The 26,587-nt window shown below is 34.7% G+C and carries 24 protein-coding genes and 1 tRNA gene; 14 read left to right on the top strand and 11 right to left on the bottom strand.

The features are described from left to right. Positions 1–13 precede the first annotated feature (13 nt). The 5 genes from asnB to recF all read right to left on the bottom strand — a co-directional run bounded on the left by asnB (position 14) and on the right by recF (position 5,480). Positions 14–1,861 carry an asparagine synthase (glutamine-hydrolyzing) gene (gene asnB / locus EKL95_RS07345; protein ID WP_126563858.1) on the bottom strand — a complete coding sequence of 616 codons (1,848 nt, stop codon included), beginning with the start codon at positions 1,859–1,861 and terminating at the stop codon, positions 14–16. 2 nt (positions 1,862–1,863) lie between these two features. Next, complete coding sequence (locus EKL95_RS07350; RefSeq protein ID WP_126563859.1) at positions 1,864–2,940, bottom strand: glycosyltransferase family 4 protein; 1,077 nt, start codon at positions 2,938–2,940, stop codon at positions 1,864–1,866. A 5-nt stretch (positions 2,941–2,945) separates the two neighbouring features. After that, positions 2,946–3,617, bottom strand: coding sequence for a DUF2461 domain-containing protein (locus EKL95_RS07355; protein ID WP_126563860.1), 672 nt, complete (start codon positions 3,615–3,617; stop codon positions 2,946–2,948). Between the two features lie 6 nt (positions 3,618–3,623). Next, on the bottom strand, positions 3,624–4,322 hold the full coding sequence (locus EKL95_RS07360; RefSeq protein ID WP_126461487.1) for a thioredoxin domain-containing protein: 699 nt from the start codon (positions 4,320–4,322) through the stop codon (positions 3,624–3,626). Between the two features lie 78 nt (positions 4,323–4,400). Continuing rightward, positions 4,401–5,480, bottom strand: a complete 1,080-nt coding sequence (gene recF, locus EKL95_RS07365; RefSeq protein ID WP_126461484.1) for a DNA replication/repair protein RecF — start codon at positions 5,478–5,480, stop codon at positions 4,401–4,403. A 232-nt stretch (positions 5,481–5,712) separates the two neighbouring features. Here recF and EKL95_RS07370 point away from each other — a divergent pair, with 232 nt between their 5' ends. From EKL95_RS07370 to EKL95_RS07395, 6 genes are all read left to right on the top strand, one after another. After that, positions 5,713–6,486 carry a tetratricopeptide repeat protein gene (locus EKL95_RS07370; protein WP_126555043.1) on the top strand — a complete coding sequence of 258 codons (774 nt, stop codon included), beginning with the start codon at positions 5,713–5,715 and terminating at the stop codon, positions 6,484–6,486. Between the two features lie 73 nt (positions 6,487–6,559). Beyond that, positions 6,560–7,132: a 6,7-dimethyl-8-ribityllumazine synthase gene (gene ribH / locus EKL95_RS07375; RefSeq protein WP_126563861.1), complete on the top strand. Its 573-nt coding sequence runs from the start codon at positions 6,560–6,562 to the stop codon at positions 7,130–7,132. A 212-nt stretch (positions 7,133–7,344) separates the two neighbouring features. After that, positions 7,345–9,186, top strand: a complete 1,842-nt coding sequence (gene mutL / locus EKL95_RS07380) for a DNA mismatch repair endonuclease MutL (RefSeq protein ID WP_126461478.1) — start codon at positions 7,345–7,347, stop codon at positions 9,184–9,186. After that, positions 9,183–9,929 carry a rhomboid family intramembrane serine protease gene (locus tag EKL95_RS07385; RefSeq protein WP_126453633.1) on the top strand — a complete coding sequence of 249 codons (747 nt, stop codon included), beginning with the start codon at positions 9,183–9,185 and terminating at the stop codon, positions 9,927–9,929. Before mutL ends, EKL95_RS07385 begins: the two co-directional genes overlap by 4 nt. Before the next feature lie 63 nt (positions 9,930–9,992). Next, positions 9,993–10,862: a rhomboid family protein gene (locus EKL95_RS07390; protein ID WP_126555041.1), complete on the top strand. Its 870-nt coding sequence runs from the start codon at positions 9,993–9,995 to the stop codon at positions 10,860–10,862. A gap of 50 nt (positions 10,863–10,912) precedes the next feature. Next, positions 10,913–11,959 (top strand): endonuclease/exonuclease/phosphatase family protein, encoded by a 1,047-nt coding sequence (locus EKL95_RS07395; RefSeq protein ID WP_126461469.1) that lies wholly within the window; start codon positions 10,913–10,915, stop codon positions 11,957–11,959. Positions 11,960–11,975: 16 nt separating this feature from the next. Here EKL95_RS07395 and EKL95_RS07400 read toward each other — a convergent pair whose 3' ends face one another. From EKL95_RS07400 to EKL95_RS07425, 6 genes are all read right to left on the bottom strand, one after another. Then, entirely contained in the window at positions 11,976–12,602 is a 627-nt protein-coding gene (locus EKL95_RS07400) for a WbqC family protein (protein ID WP_126563862.1), read from the bottom strand. Positions 12,603–12,692: 90 nt separating this feature from the next. Further along, a complete protein-coding gene (lepB, locus tag EKL95_RS07405) occupies positions 12,693–14,264 on the bottom strand; it encodes a signal peptidase I (RefSeq protein ID WP_126563863.1) in 1,572 nt (523 codons plus the stop codon). Positions 14,265–14,332: 68 nt separating this feature from the next. After that, positions 14,333–15,061 carry a 4-hydroxy-tetrahydrodipicolinate reductase gene (gene dapB, locus EKL95_RS07410; RefSeq protein WP_126563864.1) on the bottom strand — a complete coding sequence of 243 codons (729 nt, stop codon included), beginning with the start codon at positions 15,059–15,061 and terminating at the stop codon, positions 14,333–14,335. 245 nt (positions 15,062–15,306) lie between these two features. Beyond that, positions 15,307–15,867, bottom strand: coding sequence for a DUF5683 domain-containing protein (locus tag EKL95_RS07415; RefSeq protein ID WP_126461437.1), 561 nt, complete (start codon positions 15,865–15,867; stop codon positions 15,307–15,309). After that, positions 15,867–16,766: a ParB/RepB/Spo0J family partition protein gene (locus tag EKL95_RS07420; RefSeq protein WP_126563865.1), complete on the bottom strand. Its 900-nt coding sequence runs from the start codon at positions 16,764–16,766 to the stop codon at positions 15,867–15,869. The genes EKL95_RS07415 and EKL95_RS07420 overlap by 1 nt, the downstream gene beginning before the upstream one ends. Positions 16,767–16,770: 4 nt before the next feature. Beyond that, complete coding sequence (locus tag EKL95_RS07425; protein ID WP_126453649.1) at positions 16,771–17,538, bottom strand: ParA family protein; 768 nt, start codon at positions 17,536–17,538, stop codon at positions 16,771–16,773. 339 nt (positions 17,539–17,877) lie between these two features. Between EKL95_RS07425 and EKL95_RS07430 the strand changes: the two genes are divergently transcribed. The 8 genes from EKL95_RS07430 (at position 17,878) to trxB (ending at position 26,548) form a co-directional block, all read left to right on the top strand. Continuing rightward, positions 17,878–17,952: transfer RNA gene (locus EKL95_RS07430), tRNA-Pro, on the top strand. A gap of 308 nt (positions 17,953–18,260) precedes the next feature. Beyond that, positions 18,261–19,466, top strand: coding sequence for a site-specific integrase (locus EKL95_RS07435; RefSeq protein ID WP_126563866.1), 1,206 nt, complete (start codon positions 18,261–18,263; stop codon positions 19,464–19,466). A gap of 184 nt (positions 19,467–19,650) precedes the next feature. Beyond that, on the top strand, positions 19,651–20,154 hold the full coding sequence (locus tag EKL95_RS07440) for a DUF805 domain-containing protein (RefSeq protein ID WP_126563867.1): 504 nt from the start codon (positions 19,651–19,653) through the stop codon (positions 20,152–20,154). An 11-nt stretch (positions 20,155–20,165) separates the two neighbouring features. Next, the gene (locus EKL95_RS07445; protein WP_126563868.1) at positions 20,166–20,969 is read left to right on the top strand and encodes a vWA domain-containing protein; all 804 of its coding nucleotides are present in this window, start codon (positions 20,166–20,168) and stop codon (positions 20,967–20,969) included. After that, positions 20,969–22,273 carry a protein phosphatase 2C domain-containing protein gene (locus EKL95_RS07450; protein ID WP_126563869.1) on the top strand — a complete coding sequence of 435 codons (1,305 nt, stop codon included), beginning with the start codon at positions 20,969–20,971 and terminating at the stop codon, positions 22,271–22,273. Before EKL95_RS07445 ends, EKL95_RS07450 begins: the two co-directional genes overlap by 1 nt. Before the next feature lie 4 nt (positions 22,274–22,277). Further along, on the top strand, positions 22,278–24,140 hold the full coding sequence (locus tag EKL95_RS07455; RefSeq protein WP_126563870.1) for a DUF1036 domain-containing protein: 1,863 nt from the start codon (positions 22,278–22,280) through the stop codon (positions 24,138–24,140). 198 nt (positions 24,141–24,338) lie between these two features. Beyond that, a complete protein-coding gene (locus EKL95_RS07460; RefSeq protein WP_126563871.1) occupies positions 24,339–24,989 on the top strand; it encodes a hypothetical protein in 651 nt (216 codons plus the stop codon). A gap of 614 nt (positions 24,990–25,603) precedes the next feature. After that, positions 25,604–26,548, top strand: a complete 945-nt coding sequence (trxB, locus tag EKL95_RS07465; RefSeq protein ID WP_126456237.1) for a thioredoxin-disulfide reductase — start codon at positions 25,604–25,606, stop codon at positions 26,546–26,548. Positions 26,549–26,587 lie beyond the last annotated feature (39 nt).

Consider the following 26,587-nt stretch of genomic DNA (forward strand, 5'->3'; position numbering starts at 1 on the left):
CCAAAAGTAAGGATTAAAATTTAGTTGCATACGTTTTCATCCAGATATGCATCATAAACAACGGCATTATGTACGGCGTCATTCTGGTGTCTCCTTTTTGTAAATTCATTATCAGTTTCTGGATGTGAATATGTTCAAAATAAGGGATTTGAAACAGATCACTTTTTGCGAAAGACTCTAGTTCATCTTTAAAGGTATGACTCTTTGTGATATAATCGCCCCAAGGCGCACTCAAACCTACTTTTCTGAAATTCAGAATTTCATTTGGTAAACGTTCTTCCATTGCTTTTTTTAGAATGAATTTCCATTTTTTCCCTGAGAAGAGCCACTTGTCATCCAACGATCCTAGACCAATAATTAATCTTGGGTCCAAAAATGGTTCTCTACACTCAATGGATGCGCCCATTGTACAGCGATCGTTCCTGTCCAGAAGTGAGCATAAATAGGTGTGTTGGTCAAAATAAAGGGCTTGTCTCCGCAAGTTATCTGGATACAAAGATTTCGCTTCTTTATAAATTTGTTTTCGGTATTCGTTTTCTGGAGGGGTATTAATACCAAAAGTTTCCGCAATATCATTTGGATAAATATTAGAGCCATTATAAATAACCAAATCAGATTTTTTACTAATTTGAGCATAACGACGCAGCTTTTCATACCTCGGTTTTTTAGAAAATAATTCGATGTTGCTGATGGTTGCAATTGAATTTAACAAAGACGGATATTTCAAAGCTTTGTAGCGTACATAACCACCCATTAACTCATCAGCACCTTCGCCGGAAAGCAATACTTTTACGGCAGGTTTTGCCATTTGAGACACTGCTAAAATATGTGGTTCGCTTAAATGCATGATGGGTTCATCCTGAAAATAAGTGGAACGTATTAACTGATCATAAAGATTCTCATCTTCTAATTGCATGGTGTGAAATCCATAATTGAACTTCTCGGCCATCATTTTTGCTAAATGCGCTTCATTGTGTTCCTTTTCTTTGAAACCCATATTGAACGTCTGAATGTCTTTATATTTTTGATGGTGTAACGAGGCTAAAACAGAGGAGGAATCCAGTCCACCACTCAATAAAACACCTACAGGCACGTCACTTACCATGCGCATTTTAACTGAATCATCAAAGGTTTCCCGAAACCATTCGACCGGATTTTTTATTTCAGGGTGGTTTTGAATTTCCTTTTTTAGATTCCACCAGTTTTCTATAATGGTTTTTCCGCCTTCTTCAATAATTAGGCTATTGCCAGGCAATACCTTTTTTACGTTTAGGTACAGCGTGTTTTCTCCAGCTACAAATCGGTTAAAAACATATTCTTCCAGTCCGTCTTGCGCCATTTTAAGCGGAACTCCAGCCGTGAAAAGTGCTTTTTGTTCTGATGCAAAATAAAATGTTTCGTTATAAAAAGAATAATATAGCGGTTTAACGCCCATTCTGTCTCGAACAAGAGTCAGCTTTTTTTCTAATGTATCCCAAACAGCAAAAGCAAACATACCATTTAGGCGGTGGAGCATTTTTAAACCGTACAATTGAAATAATTTCATCAAAACCTCCGTGTCTGAGGTCGTTCTGATATCAAATCCATTACTTTTTAACTCTGGATAAAATTCTTTGTAGTTATAAATTTCGCCATTATAAATGAGCACATATCTTCCGTCTTCGGATAGGAAAGGCTGGTGCCCGTCTACTGAAACATCCAAGATTGAAAGTCTTCGGTGTCCAAAACCAATATTGTTTGCTATAAATAATCCTTTGTCATCCGGACCGCGATGTTCCAGAGAATCCCGCATATTAGTAAGAACGCGTTCGTTTACTTTTTTCTGAGATTGTAAATGCAAGATTCCATTAATTCCACACATAATTAATTGGATTGATTTTGGTTGATTAATTCGTGGTATTTATGGGCAATAATCTTCATGTTAATACTATAATCAGCATTTTTTTCAACAATTTTTCTATTCATAGAAACAGCTTCGTTTCGGTATTTATCGTTTTCAAATGCCCAAATTAATTCTTCGGCAAGTTTATTGTAATCATCTACGGGGACTAATTGCCCGTTTTTGCGGTGTTTAATCCAGCTTTTATTTCCGGAAATAGCACTTACAATTGGATAACAATTAGTTGCCATTGCTTCAAATAAGGATGCCGAAACGCCTTCCGTTACGGGCATACTGATGTAAATGTTTGATTCTTGCAATAGCTTTGGCAATTCCGTATTCAGAATTCTTCCGGTAAAATTGACTTTATTTTCAATGTTTAACTTTTTAGCTAACTCTTTTAATTTAAAAAGTTGTGTTCCGTCTCCTACAATGGTAAGGACGAAATCTATCCCTTTTTGATTTAAAACAGCAAACGCTTTTAAAACAATAGCATGGCAGTATTCAGGCATCAAAGAGCGGGTGACGATAGCGCAAATTTTTTCAGGATTGGCAGTTTTTTGATTGCCAAATTGCACCAAATCAATTCCCTTTGGTAATACCAAAACTTTACTCATGTCAACTTTAGCCTCCAGCATAGATGAAGTCATCGCGGGTCCCCAAGCGTGAATTAAATCGGCTTTTTTGAAAGCGTAATGCTGAATTATTTTTTTTAATGGAAGTGAAATAGATTTTTCCGGCCACAAATCCGTTCCGCCTTGTTGTGCGATTGCAACTGGTTTTACTCCGGACAATGCAGCAAGAAAACCATAACTGGTGGTTCGTTCCGCGATTACCATATCCGGTTTTTGCAATTGAATAAGTTTTCTAATTTTAAAAAAAGCAAATTTAAATTCGAAAATCCGTAGTATTCGGTTCTTAAAACTATCGCTAGGCGTTTTTAATTCCCATGTTATAATTTCGAAATCACCAAATTCCTTGAGTCCATTCATCCAGGTGATGGCATCGGCTCTGTAGGATTCCCCCAAAAAAAGTATCCTTCTCTTTTTTGTCGATATCATTTGAATTACTCGGAAGTTAAGGCTCGATTGATGAAATCGTTCAATGGTTTTAGCACAATCAGTTTTTGACTCATTACGGCAACAAAATCTTTTTTGGCAGCTGCCGAAAAATCAATTTTCTGTGAAGACTCAAAACTTTTTAGTTTTAATAATTCAATAGCCGGATGTTCTTTTTCGTACCCTCGTGGCGGGTTTTTCAGGGTGTTTTTTTCATTACGATCAAAGTTGTTAAATTCTTTTTTGAAATCTTTCTTCTCAAGAATAGCTTCCAGATCCTCATGAAAAAATGCTATTTCTTTGCGCATTTTTTTTAAATCTTCGGATTCCGGGCAGTACAATCCGCCGGCAATAAAACTCGCGCCTTTTTCCAGATGAATGTAATAGCCGGAACGATTCAGCCCTTTCGCACCAGACGAAAGCCAGATTCCCAAATGCGATTTGTAAGGCGTTTTGTCCTTAGAAAACCGAATGTCGCGATTGATTCTGAACGTACAATTTTTAACTTCTAGCATTTCCAGCGATGGATCCAAAGGTTTCATCGCGTCCAGTAAATCCCCAACTAGTTGTTGGTAGTCTTTCTTGAACCTTTCGTAGCGTTTTTTGTTTTCCAGAAACCAATCCCGATTATTATTGGCTTTTAAATCATCAAGAAATTGTAGTGTTTCTTTTGAAAGCATCTTGTACTATTGTATTTGTTTTCTTAATTCTTCTTCGCTAATGAAACCGGATTTTCTCCATTTTACAGCTGCTTTTTCATATAATAATAGAGTAGGAAGTTCACTGATTTTCATTTCGGTCATTAAGGTTTTGTTTTTGTCGGCATCCAATCGTATGATGGTTACGCTATCTGCTAGTTCAGTTTGCATTTTTGTGATGTAGGGCGTCATTTTTTTGCATGGCGCACACCATTCTGCATAAAAACTAACCAATATTTTTTTATCAGAGTCTACTGATTTATTGTAGTCCTGCAAAGTCATTCCAGTGATTTTGTTGCTTGGTTTAGACAGTCCTGCAGCGTCCCATTTTAATATTCCGCCTTGTAATTGGTAAACATTTGTAAAGCCAAGTTCTTCCAGTTTTTCAACGGCACTTTGACTTCTTCCGCCGCTTTTGCAGTACACGAAAACAGGTTTTGTTTTGTCTAGTTTTTCGGTGCCTGCAACAAAGCTGTCTCCGAGCCAATCTACATTTACGGCTTTATCGATATGATCTGACGAAAATTCCGCAGGCGTTCGTACATCCAGAATTTGTGGATTTGGTGTTGCCGCAATTTTTTCGCTAAAAGCTTTTGCATCGATAGTTTGACTTTCTTTTGATGCTTGTCCATTACAAGATAAAAAAGCAAAAGATATGATTAATACGAATATTGAACTGAATTTCATTGTAATTTGATTTATAATTGAATACGCTAAATTAGGTGTTTTTTCAATTTTCAGGCCTTATAAAGTACTAAATAAAAGTTATAAGTTGAAAATTTTATAGCTCTGATGGGTCAATTTTAGAATAACTTCCGTACGTTCCGGATGGGTATCTGAAATGAAAAGTTGACCAAAAGTATCGCTGTTGACCATTTCGATTATTTTGGCCACGCGACTTTCGTCTAATTTGTCAAAAATATCATCAAATAACAGAATTGGTTTTACACCGCTTTGTTTTTTTAAAAACTCAAATTGCGCTAATTTTAAAGCGATCAAATACGATTTTTGTTGGCCTTGCGAGCCAAATTTCTTTATTGGATGTTGGTCAATTTCAAAGGCTAAATCGTCTTTATGGATTCCTACACTCGTATAATGTAACGCTCGGTCTTTATTGATGTTTTCCTGTAAAAGGGTCAACAAGTCTTTTTCGAATAAATGGCTTTCGTAAACGAGTTGCACGGTTTCCTGTGAACCCGTTATAGCTTGATGATGGGTATTGAAAATAGGAATGAATTGTTCTATAAATGCTTTTCTTTTTTCGAAAATATAGTTTCCAAAACCATTGAGTTGTTCATTATATATGGAGAGCGTGTCAGTATCGAAAACATGATTTAACGCAAAATATTTCAACAAAGCATTGCGCTGACTCATTACTTTCTGGTATTGAATAAGTTGCTGTAAATAGTGGGAGTCCAGTTGCGAAATCACACTGTCCATGAATTTCCGTCGGGTTTCGCTGCCTTCCACAATCAAATCTCTATCGGCCGGAGAAATAATCACTAAAGGAATAAACCCAATATGATCTGAGAATTTGTCGTAGGCTTTGCCGTTGCGTTTCAATATTTTTTTCTGTCCTTTTTTAAGGCTGCAGACAATTTGTTCCGTTCTTTCGTTTTTTTCAAATGCAGCATCTATAACGAAAAATTCGGCTCCATGTTTGATGTTTTGTACCGCCAATGGATTAAAATAGCTTTTTCCGTACGATAAATGGTAGATTGCATCGAGCACATTTGTTTTGCCAATACCGTTTTTACCTACAAAGCAATTTATTTTAGAGTCAAAATCAAAATTAGCTTCAGAAAAATTCTTATAATTGAACAGTGAAATTTTTTTTAAATACATGGGTAAGGCTTACTGGTATTGAGAACTTTGCTGTTTTTGAACAGACTTTTCAAAGTGGGTGCAAATTATTGAAAAATATCGATAAAACCGTCTTTTCTGTTTTTTCTATGAGAATTATTTTGTCTTTGGAAACAAAGAATCTGATAAGATATTTTTTTTAAATATAAAAGCATATTTTTTGTGTGGGTTTGAATAAAAATTTTATTTTTGCGACTCACTAAATTAAATTTAAATGGCTACTTACAATAAAAGAGGATATAAAGCACCAAAAGAAAAAGAAACAAAAGACGGCGTTGAAGCAGTAGTAATTGATGATAAGGACAGTACAACAGCAGAAGTATTTTCTAAATTAGATCAAACCGCTACAATAACGGAGGATTGGGTAGCTAAAAACCAAAAAATTATTATTGGATTAGTTGCCGCTGCTACCCTATTTACTATTGGATATTTAGCCTACCAAAGATTTATTGCTGCGCCACAACAAGAGGAAGCCGCTAATGAAATGTTCGTGGCACAACAAAATTTTCAAAAAGCAACTGATGGAGTGGCAAGTGACTCCTTATATAAGCTGTCTTTGAATGGTTCAGAAGGTAAATTTGGATTCCTGAAAATTGCAGATGAATATTCTGGAACTGATGCTGGAAATTTAGCTAATTATTATGCTGGAATTGCCTATTTGAATACCGGAAAATATACTGAAGCGATTGATTATTTAGGTAAATTTAAATCGGATGATATTGTTTTAAGTGCGTTGGCAAAAGGAGCAATTGGAGATGCTTATTCTCAAAAAAATCAACCAAAAGAAGCGTTAGAGAATTATGTGAAAGCGGCAGGATCTAATAAAAATGATTTTACAACACCACGTTTCTTATTGAAGGCCGGAAAAACAGCTTTGGCTCTAGGAAATAAAGAAGAGGCATTGAAATATTTTACTGACATCAAAGAAAATTATGAGGGCGCTCCAGAAGCTGCTTCAGTTGACGTTTTAATAGGATTGGCACAATAATATAAAAGTTAATAGTCACAGTTTTTAGTTTCCAGAAACTGCATACTGCGACTGCGACTGAAAACTAAATAAGATGGCTACCGAAAATAAAAATTTATCCGAGTATGACAAAAATATGGTTCCAGATGCGAAAAAATTTCGTTTCGGAATTGTAGTTGCAGAATGGAATGACACCATCACCGAAGGGCTTTTTGATGGGGCATTCAAGACATTATTAGAAAATGAAGTTCCTTCCGGACAAATCATACGGTGGAATGTTCCAGGGAGTTTTGAACTTGTCTATGGAGCCAAAAAAATGTTGCAAACTCAAAATGTGGATGCTGTTATTGTTATAGGGTGCGTCATCCAAGGACAAACCAAACATTTTGATTTTGTGTGTGAAGGCGTTACGCAGGGAATAAAAGATTTGAATGTTCAAACGGATGTTCCGGTTATCTTTTGTGTTTTGACAGATAATACCATGCAACAATCAATTGATAGAAGCGGAGGAATTCATGGAAATAAAGGGACTGAAGCAGCTATTGCTGCTATAAAAATGGCGTATATCCGCCAGCAGGCTTCTTTGAATCATCAGTTTGATAACCAACAGTTATTGTCTCCCGGTGCTTTGCAAATTGAAAATTTGCCATTGGAATTAAAAGAATAAGAATAAAAATTTATAATTCTTTAACCTATACTATTGCATATATAGTATAGGTTTTTTGTTTTATTTATGATTAAATACGCTACCATTCCCCGTAGAAATTCATTAAATTTGTGCTTCTTGGTTTTATAATAAACTATTGTCGCCCGGAGAAGTCTATACTGAGCGAAGTCGAAGTACAGTCAAAGGGATAAACTTTAAACCTAATTTTTTTAATGTCGAGTATAATTCAATTACTTCCGGATCATGTTGCCAATCAAATTGCTGCTGGCGAAGTCGTTCAAAGACCCGCTTCGGTAGTCAAAGAATTGCTCGAAAACGCGGTAGATGCCAGAGCAACGGATATCAAACTAATTATTAAAGATGCCGGAAAAGCATTGGTTCAAGTCATTGACAATGGTTTAGGGATGAGTGTTACTGATGCGCGTTTGTGTTTTGAGCGCCATGCTACCTCCAAAATCCGTCATGCCGAAGATTTATTTTCACTGCATACCAAAGGGTTTCGTGGCGAAGCATTAGCATCTATTGCGGCAATTGCCCATGTGGAAATGAAAACCAAACAAGATCAGGAAGAACTTGGAACCCATATTATTGTTGAAGGCAGTAAATTCGTATCTCAAGAGGTAGCTGTTTTGCCTAAAGGAACTTCATTTGCCGTGAAAAACTTGTTTTTTAATATTCCAGCACGACGGAATTTCTTAAAGTCGGACACCGTAGAATACCGCCATGTAGTGGATGAGTTTCAGCGTGTGGCTTTGGCTCATCCAAAAATACATTTTACATTTTATCACAACGGCAGTGAAATGTTCAACTTGCCTCCATCAACTTTACGACAACGAATTGTGAATATTTTTTCAGGTAAAACCAATGAAAAATTAGTTCCGGTTCAGGAAGAAACTGAAATTGTAACAATTCAAGGATTTGTAAGCAAACCAGAATTTGCCAAAAAAAATCGTGGAGAACAATTTTTCTTTGTCAATGACCGTTTTATAAAAAGCGGTTATTTGCATCATGCGGTTATGGCTGCCTATGACGGAATCTTGAAAGACGGTGCGCAGCCCAGTTATTTTTTATATTTGTCAGTGCCACCCAACACTATTGATATCAATATTCATCCCACTAAAACGGAAATTAAGTTTGATGACGAACATGCTTTATATGCTATTTTACGATCTTCGATAAAGCATAGTTTGGGCCAGTTTAATGTGGCTCCAGTGTTAGATTTTGATCGCGATTCTAATTTAGATACGCCGTATCATTACAAAGATTTAGAAGGTGCTACACCGACGATTCAGGTAGATGGCAACTTCAATCCGTTTTCCGAAGAAAAACCCAGTAAGCAATTTTCCAGTTATAGAAAACCAGAACCAACCGCTAATTGGGAAAGTTTATACGTAGGCTTAAAACAGGATACGGATGAAATAGGGCATTTGACTTTCGAAAATGAAGAAGTTACCTCGTCTTTATTTAATGACGAAGAAGTGGAGCATTCTGTTCATAAAACGTATCAAATACATAAAAAATATATTGTTTCCTCCATCAAATCCGGAATGGTAATTGTCGATCAGCAGCGGGCGCACCAACGTGTTTTGTATGAGCAGTTTTTGGTCAATATGACGGTTAATCAAGCCTCAAGTCAGCAGTTATTATTTCCTTTGAACCTATTTTATTCGTCAAGCGAAATGGAGCTTATCGGGGAATTACAATTATCATTAATGAATACCGGATTTGTTTTTGAAGAAAATAACACCGATCATATTGTTATTTCAGGAATACCGGTAAATGTAACGGAGAGTGAAGTTTCACTGGTTTTAGAACAATTATTAAGTGATTTGCAGGACGGAATTCCAGAAAGCAGTTTCAGCCAGAACGATACGATTGCCAAATCGATGGCCAAAAGTTTAGCCGTGAAAACAGGAACACACCTGACAGAAAAAGAACAGGAAAATTTGGTCAACGGACTTTTTGCCTGTAAAGACCCAAATGTTTCCCCATTCTATAAACCCACTTTCATCACCATGCGTGTGGAAGATTTAGATAAAAAATTTGCATTATGAGAAACGTTACTGAAACCGTTAAACAATTAATTATTATCAATGTATTGTTTTTTGTAGGGACACTGATTATAAAAGAGCCCGCCTATAAAATATTAGCATTGTATTTTCCGGAAAACCCAAGTTTTCAATTGTGGCAACCGGTGACGCACATGTTTATGCATGGCGGTTTTATGCATATTTTTTTCAATATGTTTGCGTTATATTCATTTGGATCTGCTTTAGAGCAAATGTGGGGAAGTAAGAAATTCTTGTTTTTCTATATTTCCTGCGGATTAGGTGCAGCGTTGTTGCATACCGGAGTCAATTATTACTATTTTCAAGACGGATTGAATACGCTAATGGCTAATGGTTTTTCTAAACAAGAAATTTTGCAAATTTTGAACGAAGGTAAGATTGATACCAGATGGCAGGAGATCTTAGCGGTTTCTGATTTTCAGAATTTCACAAGTGCCTATGTAGGTACTGCAGTGGGAGCCTCTGGCGCTATTTACGGAACGATAGTAGCCTTTGCCTTTATGTTTCCTAATGCTGAGTTGTCTTTGATGTTTATTCCTGTACCCATAAAAGCAAAGTATTTTGTTCCGGGTTTAGTGTTAATCGATTTGTACCTGGGTATTTCAGGAAAATCAATTTTTGGTGGTGGCGGAATTGCCCATTTTGCCCACGTTGGTGGCGCCTTATTTGGTTTTATTATTACGTGGTACTGGAAGAAAAATCAGTTCAATAAGAACCGTTGGAATTAAAAGTCTAACAGCTTTTAAAGTAGTATATAACCTAAACAGCAGCTCTTAAATCCCAATTAACTTATGAATATTATCGACGACCTGAAATTACAATACAAAATGGGAGGAATAGTGACTCAGCTACTCTTTTGGAATGTCGCTTTGTTTGTGCTTCCGTGGTTGTTTTTTGCACTTTTATCCGTGTTGAGTGTCCATATTGATCATGTTCAATATGTGAGTTTGTCGTCTAATCCGTTGGATTTGCTCTGGAAACCATGGTCGTTGCTTTCGTATGCTTTTTTTCACAGCGGCATCATGCATATTGTTTTTAATATGATTGTTTTGAATTTTTCAGGCAGATTGTTTATGACGTTTTTTACCTCCAAACAGTTGTTGGGCTTGTATCTTCTGAGTGCCATTTTTGCGGGGATTTGTTATATTCTGGTGTTTTATGTTTTAAATATCAATGCACCAATGGTAGGGGCTTCAGCTGCTATCATGGGTATTTTAGTAGCTGTTACAACTTATTATCCGTTGATGAGCGTACAGCTTTTGATTATTGGAAATGTCAAATTATGGCATATAACCGCTGTAATTATTATTATTGATTTGATGCAGCTGCGTTCCGAAAATATGGGTGGACATATTTCTCACCTTTCCGGAGCTCTTTTTGGTTTTATTTTTATTAAATTGCTTCAAAATGGAACGGATTTAAGTACAATTGTATCTCGTAGTTTAGATTTTTTTACAAATTTGTTTCGTAAAAAACCTACTACACCGTTCAAAAAAGTACACAAAAATTACCGTAAACCTGTTGAAAAAACGGCTTCAAAAATAATTGAAAAAGATAAAGCACAGCAACAGATTGATGAGATTTTAGATAAAATCAGCCAGTCCGGTTACGATAGTTTGACTAAAGAAGAGAAAGAGTTCTTGTTTAAAGTAGGTAAATAAGCTTTTTAAAGTGGTTAACATTTTTGTTTAAATATAAAATATAGAAAAAAATGAAAAATCTTTCATGGTTTAATAAAGGAATGTTTTTTTTGAACATAGTCCTTACCCTTGTGACTTTTACTGCCTATGTTTTGCCTTTTCTAGCCCCTAAATCGTTTCCTTTTTTGTCAGTTTTGACACTTTTTATGCCTCTTTTTTTTATATTAAACGGCTTGTTTTTTATGTATTGGGCCATACAATTCAAAAAACAGTTGATTGTATCGGGTTTAGTATTATTGATTGGCATTACTTTTATAAATAAATTCTATAAGTTTTCAGCACCGGAAGTAATTAAAGAAGAAAAAGATTTTACTATAATGAGCTACAATGTGCGCTTGCTAAATGTTTTTAAGTGGATCGATAGAGATGATGTGCCCTCAGATATTTTAAACTTTATAAATGATAAGAATCCAGATATAGTGTGTATTCAGGAATTTTCATCTTCGGGTAATATTGATTTAAAGGTATATCCACATCGTTATATTTTTATGAATGGTGATAAAATTAAAACAGGACAAGCAATATTTTCAAAATTTCCAATCCTTAATCAAGGGAAAATAACGTTTCCTAACTCCAGTAATAATGTGATTTTTGCTGATATAAAAAAAGGAAAGGACATTATCAGAGTCTATAACATGCATTTACAATCTATCAAAATTTCTCCCGATGTAGATGAAATTGATGAAAATATTGAGGTCATTAATCAACAAAAATCGCAAATGCTTTTTATCAGAATCAGCAAAGCGTTCAAACAACAGCAACAGCAAGCAGAGATTTTTAAGGAACACAAAATGAAATGTATTTACCCTACAATTATTTGCGGAGATATGAATAATAGTGCGTTTTCTTACGTGTACCGTAACATAAAGGGCAACATGAAAGACAGTTTTGAAGAAGCCGGAACCGGTTTTGGAGAGACGTATAAATTCAGGTATTACCCGGCCAGAATTGACTATATTTTTGCCGATGAGAAAATGTCAGTAAAGAAATTTGAAAACTTTCCTCGATTTATTAACTCGGATCATTTTCCTATTATGGCACGATTGTCTTATGAGTAGCAAGTAGAAAAATGCTTTATTTGATAATCAATTCTTGTTTTTTTAAATAATCCATCGCGTATTTTCCTTCATTAAACAGCAAATCCAGAACACTCAAATTGTTGATAAAACCATGTTTATCATCAAAAACCTGTGTGTAGTTTTCAAATATCGAAACGTCTTTTTTTCCGTTGACCAAAGCTCTTAAGTCGGTAATTGTCTCGGTATCAACCTCATGAAAGTATTCCGTGGTTGTAGTATAATCCAGTTTTATTCGGAAACATTTGGATAGAAGGGCTACAATTTCAAAATTTAAATCCAATAAAAATAGTTGTTTTTTTTCAAAAATGGGACGAATGTCATCTTCAAAATATTCAAAAAAAGGAGAACTTCTGTAGGCGGCTTCCAATGATTTGAAATGCTGTTTTTGCCAGTCAAAGTCGGTTTCGATTTTGATGTCTTTAGTTTTTTGATGACTTTCTTTTGAATGCTTCACGGGAATATTCAACAGCTGAATCCCATTGGGACTATAAATATAAGCGCGGTTGCGATTGGTTTGTTTCTGAAAATTATCGGCAACCTCAAAGGTGATGCTCTCCGATTGTACCATGGCAGCAAAATTGCTAATCGAGGGGAAGTAAGTTGGGTGTATGAGAATATTCATATTTGTCTAAAGTTTTTAAAGTTATAATGTCCAAAGTCATAAAGTTAGATTAGATGCTAACTTGATGACTTTGGACGTTTGAACTTTGGACTAATTTTTCGCCTCTTTTCTTTTTTTCCAAAAATATTCTCCTACGAAGAAAATAACGAGTCCTAACAGAAATAATTTAAAATACGACTGCGGTTGCCCTTCACCGCTAACCGTTGTGAAAACCCTGTCCCAGCGTACTTTTTCTAATCCTTTGCCGTTAGGATCGATACTGAGCCATATAAATATAGGTTTCCCTACAATGTGATTTTCGGGTACAAATCCCCAATAACGACTGTCTTCAGAGTTATGACGGTTGTCTCCCATCATCCAGTAATAATTTTGTTTGAAGGTGTATGTTTTTACAACGGCACCGTTCAATCTGATTTCGTTTCCTGTAACCTTTAGATCATTTTTTTTACCATCCTCATTCATTTCATAATCAGTAATGATTGCTTTATAGAAAGGCAGCGTTTCAGTGGTTAACGCAACCGTTTTTCCTTTTTCCGGAATGTAAATTGGGCCAAAATTATCACGATTCCATTTATTGATATGCGGGAAGATTGTGTTGTCCGCATCCTTTGCTATCTGTCTGATTACAGTCGTGATACCTGGTGTGTTTTTTAATCGTTCTGCACCTGCTTCAGTCAAGGCACTCAGAAAAAGGGTGTCTCTTTTTGTTTGATCTATAAATCCAGCAGGATCCGTCACATCTAAATCCTTAAATATTGATTCAAAATCGATAGGTGTTTTTCCGTCCAGAGCTACTTTATAAGAGAACTGTGGTTTAGCTCTTTCGGGCATTTGCAAGAGTTTGCCATCAATATAAATCATGCCATCCTTTATGGACAAGCTGTCTCCAGGGATTCCCAGACATCTTTTTACATAATTCGATTTCTTGTCAACGGGCTTGTAGGCACGTCTTTTTGAAGTATCAAAAAATCTATAAACGGTATCTACTGGCCAGTTGAACACAACAATATCCGTACGATCAATATTCTGAATGCCGGGCAGTCTCATGTACGGCAATTGTGGCCAGATGAGGTATGATTTACTTTTTGTCAAAGGAATAGAGTCGTGTACCATTGGGAATGCTACTGTGGTCATGGGAACTCTTGCACCATAATTCATTTTACTTACAAATAGAAAATCACCGACTAATAAGGATTTTTCTAAGGAGGAGGTAGGGATGGTATACGGTTGAATGAAATAGGTATGAACAACTGTGGCTACAATTACAGCAAAAAGCAAGGAGCTAATAGTGTCTGCCGTTTTGTTTTCAGGACTAAGGCTTCTGTCAGCATTATAATTTAATTTTTGGGTATAATTAATGTAGTATATATATAATCCAAAAGTAATTATTCCCAGAAAAGTGTCTAATCCGGATCGTTTTCCAAAACTGCGTAGCGTTTCTACCCAGATTACCGGAAATACAATGAGATTGATGATTGGAATAAATAGCAATACAGTCCACCAAGTGGGACGTCCTATTATTTTCATTAAAACAATTGCATTGTAAACGGGAATAGCGGCTTCCCAACGTTTTCTGCCGGCGCTCTCATATAGTTTCCAAGTTCCTAGAAAGTGAACAATCTGGACTAGCAGAAAAAATATAAACCATTGATATACTGACATAGTTTTTTGTTTTAAGTTTGAGATTTAAGATTGTTTCGCTAGAAATGTACTCAAACAGGTGAATAATTTTATTTTAATTCTAATACATCTTTCATTGTGAAAACGCCTTGCTTTCCTACAATCCATTCAGCGGCAATGACTGCCCCAAGCGCAAATCCTTCACGATTGTGCGCGGTGTGCTTCATTTCGATTGCATCCACAGCAGAATTGTAATTAACGGTATGCGTTCCAGGTATTGTACCAATTCTTTTGGCTTTTATAGGAATTTGTTTTTCCAGTTCGTTTGGGCTCAAGTGATTTGCTTCCGGTTTTTCTAAGGTCCAGTTGGTGTAAGAACTATTTGCAAGTATTCCGTTGGCCAATGAAATAGCAGTTCCGCTAGGTGCATCCAGTTTTTGGGTATGATGAATTTCTTCAATCGCTACTTTGTACGTGTCAAATTTCGACATGATTTTAGCCAGATATTCATTGAGTTCAAAGAAAATATTTACTCCTAAACTAAAGTTAGAACTGGAAATAAAAGCGCCTTTTTTTTGATTACAAAGTGCCACCATCTCCTCATACTGTTCCAGCCATCCTGTGGTTCCTGAAATAACGGGCACATTGGCCTGGAAACAACTGGAAATATTGCTCACTGCAGCAGTTGGAACACTGAAATCAATAGCCACATCAGCTGCTGAAAGTCCATCAAAAGTGTTCTTTTTCTCTTTTTTCAAAACGATTTCATGCCCTCTTTCCAGTGCAATCCGTTCAATTACCTGACCCATTTTTCCGTATCCTAAAAGCGCAATTTTCATTTTTTATTTTTTTTTGAATAGTGTACAATTCCTATTAGTAGTAATCCTATTAAAAGACCGGCGATAAAACCAGAAAAGAAATCATTCATTCGGATCGAATCAAACGCTTTAATTTCTGAATAATTCACTAAGGTGAGCAGCAGTAAAACGGTAGTGAGGATAAAAAAATATTTCTTTCCTATTTTAGTAACTAATAACATAAGCAGCGGTTCTTTTTTTTGTATTTAAGCTTTCCGGTTTTGTGTCTAAAACTGATAATTAAATGTTAGTCCTACATTCGTCTTAAATGTTACATTATCTGGATAAAGAACGGGTCTTACGGATAAGTTTTCATCAACATTAAATTGTAATAAAGCTGCATCTACATTCGCATCAAGAATATTCAGGGCGTAAAAGGCAATTGTTATCAAAGCGGACAAATCACGATTTCGCTGGTAAAATTTTTGGCCAGCAATTAATCGATTGTTGTCTAAGAATGCTAAATCGTCAGTGGTGTAGCCTTCTAGGCGACTTTTATAGGCGTCTCTGTATTGGTGGTACTTTTTATTACTGTCGATGTAAAAGTACAGACTGGTTCCTATGGCGCCATAAACCAGCGGTATTTTCCAGTATTTTTTATTGTAAGCCTGGCCTAATCCGGGTAAAATTGCAGAGAAAAAAGCAGCTTTTGCTGGGGTCAACGGATCAATGTCATTTGATTTCAAAGTGTCTTTTGCCACCAAAACCGCCTCTGTTCCCGTTTGGGAAAAAACAGTGTGATTTCCTAAAGTGAAAAGGAGCAGACTTATGAAAATGATTTTATGCACTATTCGTTTATTAGTTTAATGATTCTTTTGAAGTCTTCTTCAGAGTGAAATGGAATTGTGATTTTTCCTTTACCATTTCCGGCTACTTTCACATCGACTTTAGTTCCAAAATAATTTGTAAAAGCGCTCTTTTGAGTATCTGCAATTTCAAAGGAGGCAGTTTTTGGTTTTCCGGCGACTTTAGGTTTCAAACTTTCCTGATAGTTTTTTACCAAAGCTTCCGTATCACGAACCGATAGATTTTGACTGACAATTTTTTGATAAATATCAGTTTGAATATCCTGGTCTTCAATATTGATTATCGCACGACCGTGACCCATACTGATAAAACCATCTCGAATTCCAGTTTGGATTATCGGATCCAGTTTCAAAAGCCTCAAATAATTAGCAATAGTAGAGCGTTTTTTCCCTACTCGCTCACTCATTTGTTCCTGAGTCAGCTGAATCTCATCGATCAAACGTTGGTAGGATAAGGCAATCTCAATAGGATCTAAATCGTGGCGCTGAATATTTTCGACTAAGGCCATCACCAGCGATTCGTTGTCATTTGCAATCCGAATGTACGCAGGAACAGTAGTTAATCCCACAAGGGTAGAGGCACGAAGACGGCGTTCTCCTGAAATCAATTGGTATTTATTGAAATCTAGTTTTCTAACAGTGATTGGTTGAATAACACCTAATTCCTTGATAGAAGTTGCTAATTCCCGCAATGATTCCTCATTGAAATTGCTTCTGGGCTGGAACGGATTTATTTCAATAGCTTCAATTTCAAGCTCAATAATGTTTCCTACAACTTTATCGGCATTTTTATCATTTACGGATTTTATATCGTTTTCCGGATCTTTCAATAACGCAGATAATCCTCTTCCCAGGGCTTGTTTTTTTAGTGCTTTTGCCATAAAACTATTTGCTGTTTTTCTTTATAACTTCTTGAGCTAGATGCAGGTAATTGGTAGCTCCTTTGCTTGTTGCATCGTAGTTTATAATGCTTTCGCCAAAACTAGGCGCTTCACTCAATTTGACATTTCTTTGAATAATAGTGTCAAAAACCATGTCGTTAAAATGTTTCTGAACCTCTTCAACCACTTGGTTTGACAAACGCAAACGGGAGTCAAACATGGTCAGTAATAATCCTTCGATATCTAAATCCGGATTGTGAATTTTTTGGATACTTTTTATGGTATTCAGTAATTTCCCTAGTCCTTCTAATGCAAAATATTCACACTGAATAGGAATAATTACGGAGTCAGCGGCCGTCAACGCATTTAAGGTAAGTAATCCCAATGATGGCGCACAATCTATGATGATATAGTCGTAATCGTCTTTGATACTTTCTAATGCTAGTTTAAGCATATATTCTCTATTCTCCTTATCGACTAATTCAATTTCAATAGCAACAAGATCAATATGCGATGGAATCACATCCACGTTTATAGCAGAACATTTTATGATGGCCTCTTTTGGTGTGTGACTGTGTTCTAAAATTTGATACGTACCTATTTCTACGGATTCCACGTCAATACCCAATCCGGAGGACGCATTAGCCTGAGGATCAGCATCAATAAGTAATACTTTTTTTTCTAAAACACCCAATGAAGCAGCAAGATTAACTGACGTAGTAGTTTTGCCAACCCCTCCTTTTTGATTAGCAATCGCGATGATTTTGCCCATTTATTTTTCTAAATTTTGAACCGTAAAAATACAATTATTTATGGTTTCTAAAAATCTATTTTGTTAACATTTGTTAATGCTTGATTAGTCGCTATTTGACCATTCCTGTTTTGAAAACGAATTTCATTTTATGGGAGCTATTTCAGCTGTGCACTACAATCCCGATTGTTCGGGACTTGAGTTGCAATGTGGGCTAGGGGAAGTTGTGGATTCATTCTGCTTTGAAAAAATATTTTTATTTAGATTTTTACATTGATTTTCCAGTCAAATAATTTTAGTTCTTAATTTCAGTAATAGTTTTGCTAAAGCAAAAAATAATGCTATCTTTGCACCCGCTTACGGGGTGTAGCGTAGCTCGGTTATCGCGCCTGCTTTGGGAGCAGGAGGCCGCAGGTTCGAATCCTGCCACCCCGACAACTTTGTTGTCAATCCATATCAAAAGGCTGTAAATCGTATGATTTACAGCCTTTTTTATTTTTTGTAATTTAAACTAATTTAAGTTATTTCAAATAAAATGAGACCTAAACGGTGAACCAAATTAAAATCTACTTTTAGGTCACCAGAACGATGCAAACGCCTTTAAATAAAAGGATTACAAAGAATAGACCTCTCTCATTTTTGTACTCATTTGCACTGTTTTGGAATCATTTGGGTGAACTGTTTCGTGCTGTTCACTTCTAGAGTGATTAAATCGCTTTAAAACAACTTAAATTAAATGAGTTATGATTTCAAAAAACACCTTCGGAGTACAGTTTATTATTCGGGTTAATAAAACTAAAGATGGTAAAGTTCCGATCTATGTCCGAATAACTGTGGACAGCCAAAGAGTAGAAATGTCACTAAAACGGTGCATTCAGCCAATAGAATGGAATGCTGCCAAAGGACTGGCAAGAGGAAGCCGCAAAGAAATGACTGTATTAAATACTTATTTGGAACAAGTCCGAGCTCGATTGGTAGAGTGCTATCAAGAAATTCAATTGAAAAAGCAGCTCATTACAGCCAAAGGAATAAAAAGTTTGTTTTTAGGAGAGGACGACAAACAATTCACTTTGACAAAACTCGTAACCTACCACAATGAAACGATGAAAACCGTTTTGGCTGTAGGCACATTAAAAAATTACTCCACTACCGAAAAATACATTTTAGAATTCTTAAAAACCAAGAAAGGCACATCAGATATTTACTTATCCGAAATCAATTACCAGTTTGTTATTGATTTCGAAATGTTTCTCCGAAACCATAAACCTGTTGATCATCAAAAGCCGATGCAAAACAATGGCGTGATGAAACACCTGGAGCGATTGAGAAAAATGCTCACATTGGCTATAAAAATGGAGCTGATGATAAAGGATCCTTTCAGTAAATATGCTTTGAGGTTCGACAAAGTAGAACGTGAATGTTTAACAGAAAGTGAATTATACGCAATCGAAAATAAAAAATTCAGTATTGAACGATTGGATATTACAAAAGATTTGTTTGTTTTTAGTTGCTATACTGGATTGGCTTACATAGATGTTATGAAATTGAATGTTGATAAAGTTAACATCGGAATTGATGGGCAATACTGGATTACAACCAAACGTGAAAAAACTAAAAATCCCGTTCGAGTTCCCATACTACCCAAAGCTTGGGAGATAATTCAAAAATACCAAGACCATCCTAAAGTGATTGCTTATGGAACGCTACTCCCACATCTTTCAAATCAAAAACTAAATGGCTATTTAAAAGAAGTTGCCGACTTGTGCAGCATCAAAAAAAATATTACGTTTCATTTAGCACGTCACACTTTTGCCACAACCATCACTTTACTAAATGGTGTACCCATTGAAACAGTAAGTAAAATGTTAGGACACACCAAGATAAGCACAACTCAAATTTATGCCAAAGTAGTAGAACAAAAAGTGAGTCAGGATATGATTTTAATTTGAATTATTGATTTTCTTGATAAAGATATTTAATAAATATTCTTGCGTTTTTAAAAGATTACAAATAAAAAGTTAGTTTTATAAAAAAAATTAATGCTTTTACGGAAAACCGTAAAATAACAAATTTTTTTCCCCTTTTATTTACAGTAAATTAAAATTCCTATTTATAAATTAAAACAAAAAAATTATGTTTGAAAATCCATTTTCATTTGAAGGTAGAATCAGAAGATCCGAATTTGGATTTTCATTTATTATTTATTTAGTAATTGCAGTGATAATTAATCTAATTATTTCAAGTAATTCAGATGCAGCGGCAGTAGGTTTAGCATATATTCCTACCTTGTGGTTTTTATGGGCACAAGCTGCAAAGAGATGCCACGATGTTGGAAATAGTGGTTGGTGGCAATTAATCCCATTTTATGTTTTTTGGCTCATATTTCAAGATGGTGAACCTGGGCAAAATCAATACGGGGCAAACCCTAAAGGAGTACAACAAAATAACAACTACAATTCTCCAACAAATACACAATCTCAACCTTCCAATACTTCTTCTGGAGGTTATAATGCTGGGCATTATGATGGTGGTCATAATAATTCTAATGGGCAAGGAAATTCATACAATCCAAATTATAATCCAAGCAATGACTCTAATTCTTCAGGAGAATACAAAAGCGGAGAAATGTATAAATAAAATAATGAAATATGACAGATTTAACAAATTTTACAATAAGCAGCACCAATCCTTGTCTAATAATATTCCTAATTGACCAAAGTGGTTCTATGAGTGATAAATTTGGGAATGCTTCACACGATAAATCCAAAGAAGTTGCAAATGCAATAAACGAATTATTATATGAAGTAGGTTTACGATGCTATTCAGGTGATGAAGTAAAAAACAGATTCGAAATTGGGATTATTGGTTATGGTAAAGATAGCAAAGTAGGATCGGGATGGGAAGGCAACTTGTCGAACAAATGGGTAGTATCAATCAAAAATATTTTTGAACATCCATTAGGTAATGAGGATGATAAGCCAATTTGGATTACTCCTATAGCAAGTGGATCAACCCCTATGAAACAAGCTTTTGATAACGCCAAAAGATTAACACAAGACTGGATTAATTGGGGGAATCATAGAGAATGTCATCCACCAATAATTATCAACATTACCGATGGTGAAGCCACTGACGCAGGTAATAATTATCAAGATTTAATAAATGAAGTCAATCAATTAAAACAATTGAGAACAAATTATGGTCTAGTCAATATCTTGAATATTCATATTTCAGGAAAAAATGCAGACCGTGTTTTATTTCCAAATGAAGTTTCTCATTTAAATAATAAGTTTTCAAAATTATTATTCGATATGTCAACCCATTTAAATGAAAATATGGTTAGAATTGCTTTGCAAAAAGGGTATAATATTCCTAACAATGCTAAAGGTTATATTTATAATGGGAATGCTGTTGATTTAATCAATTTCTTAAATATTGGCACACCTCAATAATGAATATTAAAATTCTACAACTGCATAAAAGAGCTTCTTATGAATATAAATATATTCAAGATAAGTGTAACTTTTCAAAAGTAAATAAATGCATTGCCCTTTCAGATGGAACAACACAAAGTTTTAAATCTGAATTGTGGGCTAAAATGATTGTGGATAGTTTTATAAATCACCCAACCTTTGATATAAAAATCCTAAAAGATCAATTTAAAAAGTTAGCATTTAATTTTCAAAATAATGATTTCGAATACAGTACAAATTTTGCAAAAGCAGCCTTAGAAAAAGACAAACAAAAAAAGGGCGGGACGGCTACATTTATTGGATTACAATATCATAATGAAGATTCAATCAAAGTATTGAACTGTGGGGATACCTGCTTATTCATCATTAGAAAAGACAAAATAATTCCTTTTCCTTTTAAAAGCCTTGGTGAATTAGATCACAATGATCATTTTATAAATTCAACAAAGTTAATTGAAGACAAAATTGACGATGAGTTTTTTAATTTTATTGAAATAAAAGTTGAAAAAGACGATATAATTATATTAGCAACAGACGCTATTAGCAGGTTAATATTTAGAAAACCTGAGGTTATAAATCTACTAATTAAAATAAACAATTTTGAAGAATTAAACCAATTTTGTTTAAATCATTGGGACAACAAAGAATTAGAAGAAGACGATATTTCTATAGTTATTGTTTCTCCTTTTTTGCCTACTAATACAATTGAAATATTTCCTCCAAAAGATTTCTCCTTCCCAAAAGAAGAAGAAAAAGAATTTGTCCCTTTTATTGGAAATCAAAATTACATTAACGAAATAGACCCTATTCAAATGCAACAGCTAAACAGAATGATTCAAGATCTTTTTAGAGAGACCAATTTTTTAAAAAACAAATTAAAACTAACACAAATTTTATTAATTAGTGCATTATTACTGCTCGTTTTAAACACAGCTTTGCTCTTTTATTTGATTAAAAATAACAATGTATATAACTTAAAGGAAGAAAATACAATAACAACACCTTATGAAGCAAATGAACCTGACATTGTAACGGAGGCAAAAACGGAAAAAGATGTAAGTAATACACCTACAGAAAATAATTCATCTGCTAAAGAACAAAAAGACGGCATCATTAAAGAGCCAAACATAAAAATAAATGTTCAAAATGAAAAGGAAAACACAAGTCCAAAATCTGAAGGTTTAATAAAAAACACTGTTAAACCTGATAAAGTTGTCGAACAAAAAAACACAGCCACTCAGACTCCTAAAAGCGAAACAAAAAATGACAGTTTAAAAAAATAATTTTATGTTTCCAACATTATCTCAATATAACAGGGTAATTCAACAACAAGGATCTAGTGCCTTTCGTACCTTAAATAATTTATTTTTTTTACCAGCTAAAACTTCCCCCATTAAAATTTATAATTTTGGTTCAGGTTCTTTTGCTGTAGTTTTTAAAGCTTTAGAAAATAATAAAGAAATTGCAATAAGATGTTTTATTGGCTCCGATGATGATTATGTTGAGAGATACCGTAAAATTGACAATTATTTGAAGGATATTGATGAAAGTTGGAAGACAAACATACAATTTTTAGACAATGAGATTAAAGTTGATGGTAAGTATTTTCCCGTTCTTAAAATGGACTGGGTAGACGGAAAACTATTAAATAAATACATTGACAATAATCTTAACAATAATGAAATTCTTTCCAAACTTCAAAAACAGTTTGTAAAAATCAGCAATAATTTAGAAGAAAACAGAATAGCCCACGGCGATATTCAATGCGGTAATATTATTGTTAAAGAAGTAAATGGCAAGCCAAAAATTAAATTAATTGACTATGATGGTCTTTTTATTCCTAATTTTAGAGGGGGAAAACAAAAGGAAAGAGGTAGGTCTGAATTTCAACATCCTCACAGAAGTAATTTTGCTTTCAATGAAAAAATAGATCGTTTTTCGTTTTGGGTAATACTATGTGCTCTCGAAGCTTTGAAATTTGATAAAACACTTTGGAAAGAAACGATGCAAGGTGGCTTTAACACTTTAGACAATATGTTGTTTGTTGGAGGTGATTTTAGCAATCCTAATCATTCCAATCTATTTCAAAGAATTTCAAATTTAAATCAACCTTCTTTAAATTTTTATATTGCCAAATTACAATTGTCACTAAATACTTCTAATATTGATAAATTAAGTTTTTTTGGTCAAGAGAACTCCTTAATTGATAATGTGACGGATGAATCGGACAATGAGAATAACACAACAGGTAAAATAGACCATTCAAAAGGAAACAATACAAATCAATATGCTCGTTTAAAAATCACATCATCACCTAGTGGTGCATCGGTACGAAATAAAGATTTTGCATCAATTGGAAACACTCCTCTTACAATAAATAAATATGAATATATTAATGAAGAAATAAAAATTATTTCTGGCACAAAATCAAAAACCAGAACAATCAATGAATTTTCAAGTGATATTCACATAACTTTTGAAGAACCAGTTTACAAAAGTCCTATAAATAGTTCGGTCCCGCCTACTCCTCCAGTCATACCATCCCCGCCACCTCCTGGAAATGATGATTCAGGAATGTGGATTGGTTTATTCGCGGTAATCGTTATTATTGTTTTTGCTTTTATTATTTACCATAGTAAAAAATCAAATTATGACGACAATGCAGAAGTTACAGTTGATACTACAGCAGTAGTTGTTGATACTACAGCAGTAGTTGTTGATACTACAGCTATTAACTTTGATGATGTGACCATTGATACCACTGCGGTAGCAGTTGATACTGTTGCAGTGGTAGTTGATACTGTTGCAGTTGTAGCACAAACTAAAACTGTAAATTTTAGAAATGATTCAAACTATACGATTTCTTTAGCATATGCTTTTTATGACAGAGGATGGGAATCTATAGGTTGGGTAAGAATTTATTCTAAAAGTTATCAGGATGTTATATTACCCGATTCTTTTACAGGAAACACTATTTATTGGTATGCAACAAATTCTAATGGCGAATATTATTTAAATAAAAATGGATTTAATTTCTGTATTGATAAAATAAATAAATTTCATTTTTATACAGATGAGAATTGCACAGAACAGGCAAACTTTATTAAAAAGGAATTAACAGGTTTTTATACAACACAACCTTTAAATTGATTTATTAAAACCCTAAAAGTAAGATAGAAGTCCAAATTTCTTTAATATAATAAATTAAATTACTCATTTACAGGCACTCTATGAATTATAAATAAGTCATAAAAGAAATTTGGTGATTTGTGGCTCTGAATATCTCTAGCTTCACTGCCAAAAAAAACTTAACAAAAAAAGCAACAAATTTTCTATTAAGCAAATCATATGAAAACTTTATCACTATTAGCAACAATACTTTTATCAAATCTCTGCTTTGCTCAAACAGTAGATTTTGTAAATTATAAACTTTCAGACATTGGTTATATTTCCATTCCACAAAAAATGGAAATACAATCAGGTAATTACAAGAAACTTGCTCAAGAGTTTCAAAAAGATTTTAAGAAGAAATTTGGGTTTGAAATATCAGGCAATCGCATTGTCTTTCAACAAAAAGGACTTAACAACTTAGAAAAAAGTGGTTTTTCTTCTTATGCAAGAGTAATTTTAGAAACCGATATTGGTAAAAATGGTGATTATGAAAAACTAAATACAAATTATTCAGCGACTCAAGCCGAGATAAATGAATTAAACCAAGAGATAAAAAGTCAAGTTCAACAATCATTTGCAGGAACAGGGCTAAAAATAATTAAGTGGTACGGAATATCAATAGTTAAAGTAAACGGAAAGACAGCACTGAAAGTGTCGTATTTGCGACAACTTAATAGCAACCCTTTTGTTTTAGTAAATATGTACAGCTTTCAGAATAATGATAGATTGCATAGGCTTATACTTTCATATAGACAATCAGATGAATCAACTTGGAAGCCGTTTTACAATATAATTTTGAACAGTTTTACAATAACGAATATAAGATAATTAGACTTAAACATTTTAGAACCTTTAGACAAAATGAGCAAATGATCAAATTAATTGAAACAACTATATAATAAAGAAAGGGCAATCAAGCGGTCTCTCTGCGGTCGTTCCCTTTGTTCCGTTCGGCTGTTCCAGTCGGTCGTACCTTCCTCCATTCCACAGACACTTCACAGCACAAAAAAATAAGGCAGCCAAAAAATAGGCAGCCTCATTTTTTCCGCTGTTCGTTCCTCATCTTCACACGTTCTCTTCCTTCGTTCGGTCGGGCTTATGCATCCATAATACCGCTTCATTTCGTTACAGTCATTTGTTCGCTTAACGCTACATTTCATTCCGCTGAAAGCTCTCTCATTCATTTCACTGCATTCCAGCCGTATTATATCTGCCGCTTGGTAGATGTAGGTTTCTTTAAATAAATAGTTAATGGCTCGGATATAGCGTCCCGCAATGGCGGGAAGACCGCAGGTTCGAATCCTGCCACCCCGACAAAAATCCATTCTGTCTCAACAGAATGGATTTTTTTATTAAAGCATAACAAAAACTGATACTTCCAGTTCTTTATTCCAGCAATAATATCTTATTTTTGCACTGTTAAATCCAAAAAAAACATCACTATGTCTGATACAATCGAAAAAATTAAATGTCTTATTATAGGTTCTGGTCCAGCAGGGTATACTGCCGCTATTTATGCTGCTAGAGCAAATATGAATCCTATTTTATACCAAGGAATGCAACCGGGTGGCCAACTAACGACTACTAACGAAGTAGAAAATTGGCCTGGTAATCCTGAAGGGATAACGGGTCCGGAGATGATGGTAGGATTGCAAGCACAAGCGCAACGTTTTGGTACGGATGTACGTGATGGTTGGGCTACAAAAGTAGATTTTTCAGGAGATATTCATAAAGTTTGGATCAATGATACAATAGAATTGCATTGCGAAACAGTAATTATTTCTACCGGGGCAACCGCTAAATATTTAGGCATGCCATCTGAACAACACTATTTAAAGATGGGTGGCGGAGTTTCGGCATGTGCCGTCTGTGATGGATTTTTCTATAGAAATCAAGAAGTAGTAATCGTGGGTGCAGGAGATTCAGCTTGCGAGGAAGCACACTATTTATCTAAACTTTGTAAAAAAGTAACCATGTTGGTGCGAAGCGAAAAATTCAGAGCATCGAAAATCATGGAAGAGCGCGTTCGCAAAACAGAGAATATCACCATATTGATGAATCATGATACTGTTGAAGTGTTAGGAGATGAGCAGGTTGTTACCGGAGTAAAAGCTTTAAATAAAACAACTAATGAAGTTTTTGATATTCCTGCCACTGGTTTCTTCGTAGCTATTGGTCACAAACCAAATACAGATATCTTCAAAGATTTCATTTCATTAGATGAAACGGGTTATATTATCAACACTCCCGGAACTTCAAAAACGAATGTGGAAGGCGTTTTTGTGGCAGGTGATGCCGCGGATCATGTGTATCGTCAAGCAATAACTGCAGCCGGAACAGGATGTATGGCCGCTCTTGATGCCGAAAGATATTTGGCCGCTAAATAATCATAGTTAGGAAAGTTAATATTGAAAAAGTCCCATTTG

The sequence above is a fragment of the Flavobacterium sp. LB2P53 genome, assembly GCF_003970305.1.
Lineage (GTDB): Bacteria > Bacteroidota > Bacteroidia > Flavobacteriales > Flavobacteriaceae > Flavobacterium.

What these genes read in the sequence shown, in the direction of transcription:
- recF (WP_126461484.1), bottom strand. Translation starts at nt 5,480, where the DNA reads ATGTATTTAAAAAAAATTTCACTGTTCAATTATAAGAATTTTTCTGAA.
- EKL95_RS07420 (WP_126563865.1), bottom strand. Translation starts at nt 16,766, where the DNA reads ATGGCAAAAGCACTAAAAAAACAAGCCCTGGGAAGAGGATTATCTGCG.
- EKL95_RS07395 (WP_126461469.1), top strand. Translation starts at nt 10,913, where the DNA reads ATGAAAAATCTTTCATGGTTTAATAAAGGAATGTTTTTTTTGAACATA.
- EKL95_RS07385 (WP_126453633.1), top strand. Translation starts at nt 9,183, where the DNA reads ATGAGAAACGTTACTGAAACCGTTAAACAATTAATTATTATCAATGTA.
- EKL95_RS07440 (WP_126563867.1), top strand. Translation starts at nt 19,651, where the DNA reads ATGTTTGAAAATCCATTTTCATTTGAAGGTAGAATCAGAAGATCCGAA.
- lepB (WP_126563863.1), bottom strand. Translation starts at nt 14,264, where the DNA reads ATGTCAGTATATCAATGGTTTATATTTTTTCTGCTAGTCCAGATTGTT.
- trxB (WP_126456237.1), top strand. Translation starts at nt 25,604, where the DNA reads ATGTCTGATACAATCGAAAAAATTAAATGTCTTATTATAGGTTCTGGT.
- EKL95_RS07370 (WP_126555043.1), top strand. Translation starts at nt 5,713, where the DNA reads ATGGCTACTTACAATAAAAGAGGATATAAAGCACCAAAAGAAAAAGAA.
- EKL95_RS07460 (WP_126563871.1), top strand. Translation starts at nt 24,339, where the DNA reads ATGAAAACTTTATCACTATTAGCAACAATACTTTTATCAAATCTCTGC.
- ribH (WP_126563861.1), top strand. Translation starts at nt 6,560, where the DNA reads ATGGCTACCGAAAATAAAAATTTATCCGAGTATGACAAAAATATGGTT.
- EKL95_RS07425 (WP_126453649.1), bottom strand. Translation starts at nt 17,538, where the DNA reads ATGGGCAAAATCATCGCGATTGCTAATCAAAAAGGAGGGGTTGGCAAA.
- EKL95_RS07350 (WP_126563859.1), bottom strand. Translation starts at nt 2,940, where the DNA reads ATGATATCGACAAAAAAGAGAAGGATACTTTTTTTGGGGGAATCCTAC.
- asnB (WP_126563858.1), bottom strand. Translation starts at nt 1,861, where the DNA reads ATGTGTGGAATTAATGGAATCTTGCATTTACAATCTCAGAAAAAAGTA.
- EKL95_RS07455 (WP_126563870.1), top strand. Translation starts at nt 22,278, where the DNA reads ATGTTTCCAACATTATCTCAATATAACAGGGTAATTCAACAACAAGGA.
- EKL95_RS07435 (WP_126563866.1), top strand. Translation starts at nt 18,261, where the DNA reads ATGATTTCAAAAAACACCTTCGGAGTACAGTTTATTATTCGGGTTAAT.
- EKL95_RS07360 (WP_126461487.1), bottom strand. Translation starts at nt 4,322, where the DNA reads ATGAAATTCAGTTCAATATTCGTATTAATCATATCTTTTGCTTTTTTA.
- EKL95_RS07450 (WP_126563869.1), top strand. Translation starts at nt 20,969, where the DNA reads ATGAATATTAAAATTCTACAACTGCATAAAAGAGCTTCTTATGAATAT.
- EKL95_RS07355 (WP_126563860.1), bottom strand. Translation starts at nt 3,617, where the DNA reads ATGCTTTCAAAAGAAACACTACAATTTCTTGATGATTTAAAAGCCAAT.
- EKL95_RS07400 (WP_126563862.1), bottom strand. Translation starts at nt 12,602, where the DNA reads ATGAATATTCTCATACACCCAACTTACTTCCCCTCGATTAGCAATTTT.
- EKL95_RS07390 (WP_126555041.1), top strand. Translation starts at nt 9,993, where the DNA reads ATGAATATTATCGACGACCTGAAATTACAATACAAAATGGGAGGAATA.
- EKL95_RS07445 (WP_126563868.1), top strand. Translation starts at nt 20,166, where the DNA reads ATGACAGATTTAACAAATTTTACAATAAGCAGCACCAATCCTTGTCTA.
- mutL (WP_126461478.1), top strand. Translation starts at nt 7,345, where the DNA reads ATGTCGAGTATAATTCAATTACTTCCGGATCATGTTGCCAATCAAATT.
- dapB (WP_126563864.1), bottom strand. Translation starts at nt 15,061, where the DNA reads ATGAAAATTGCGCTTTTAGGATACGGAAAAATGGGTCAGGTAATTGAA.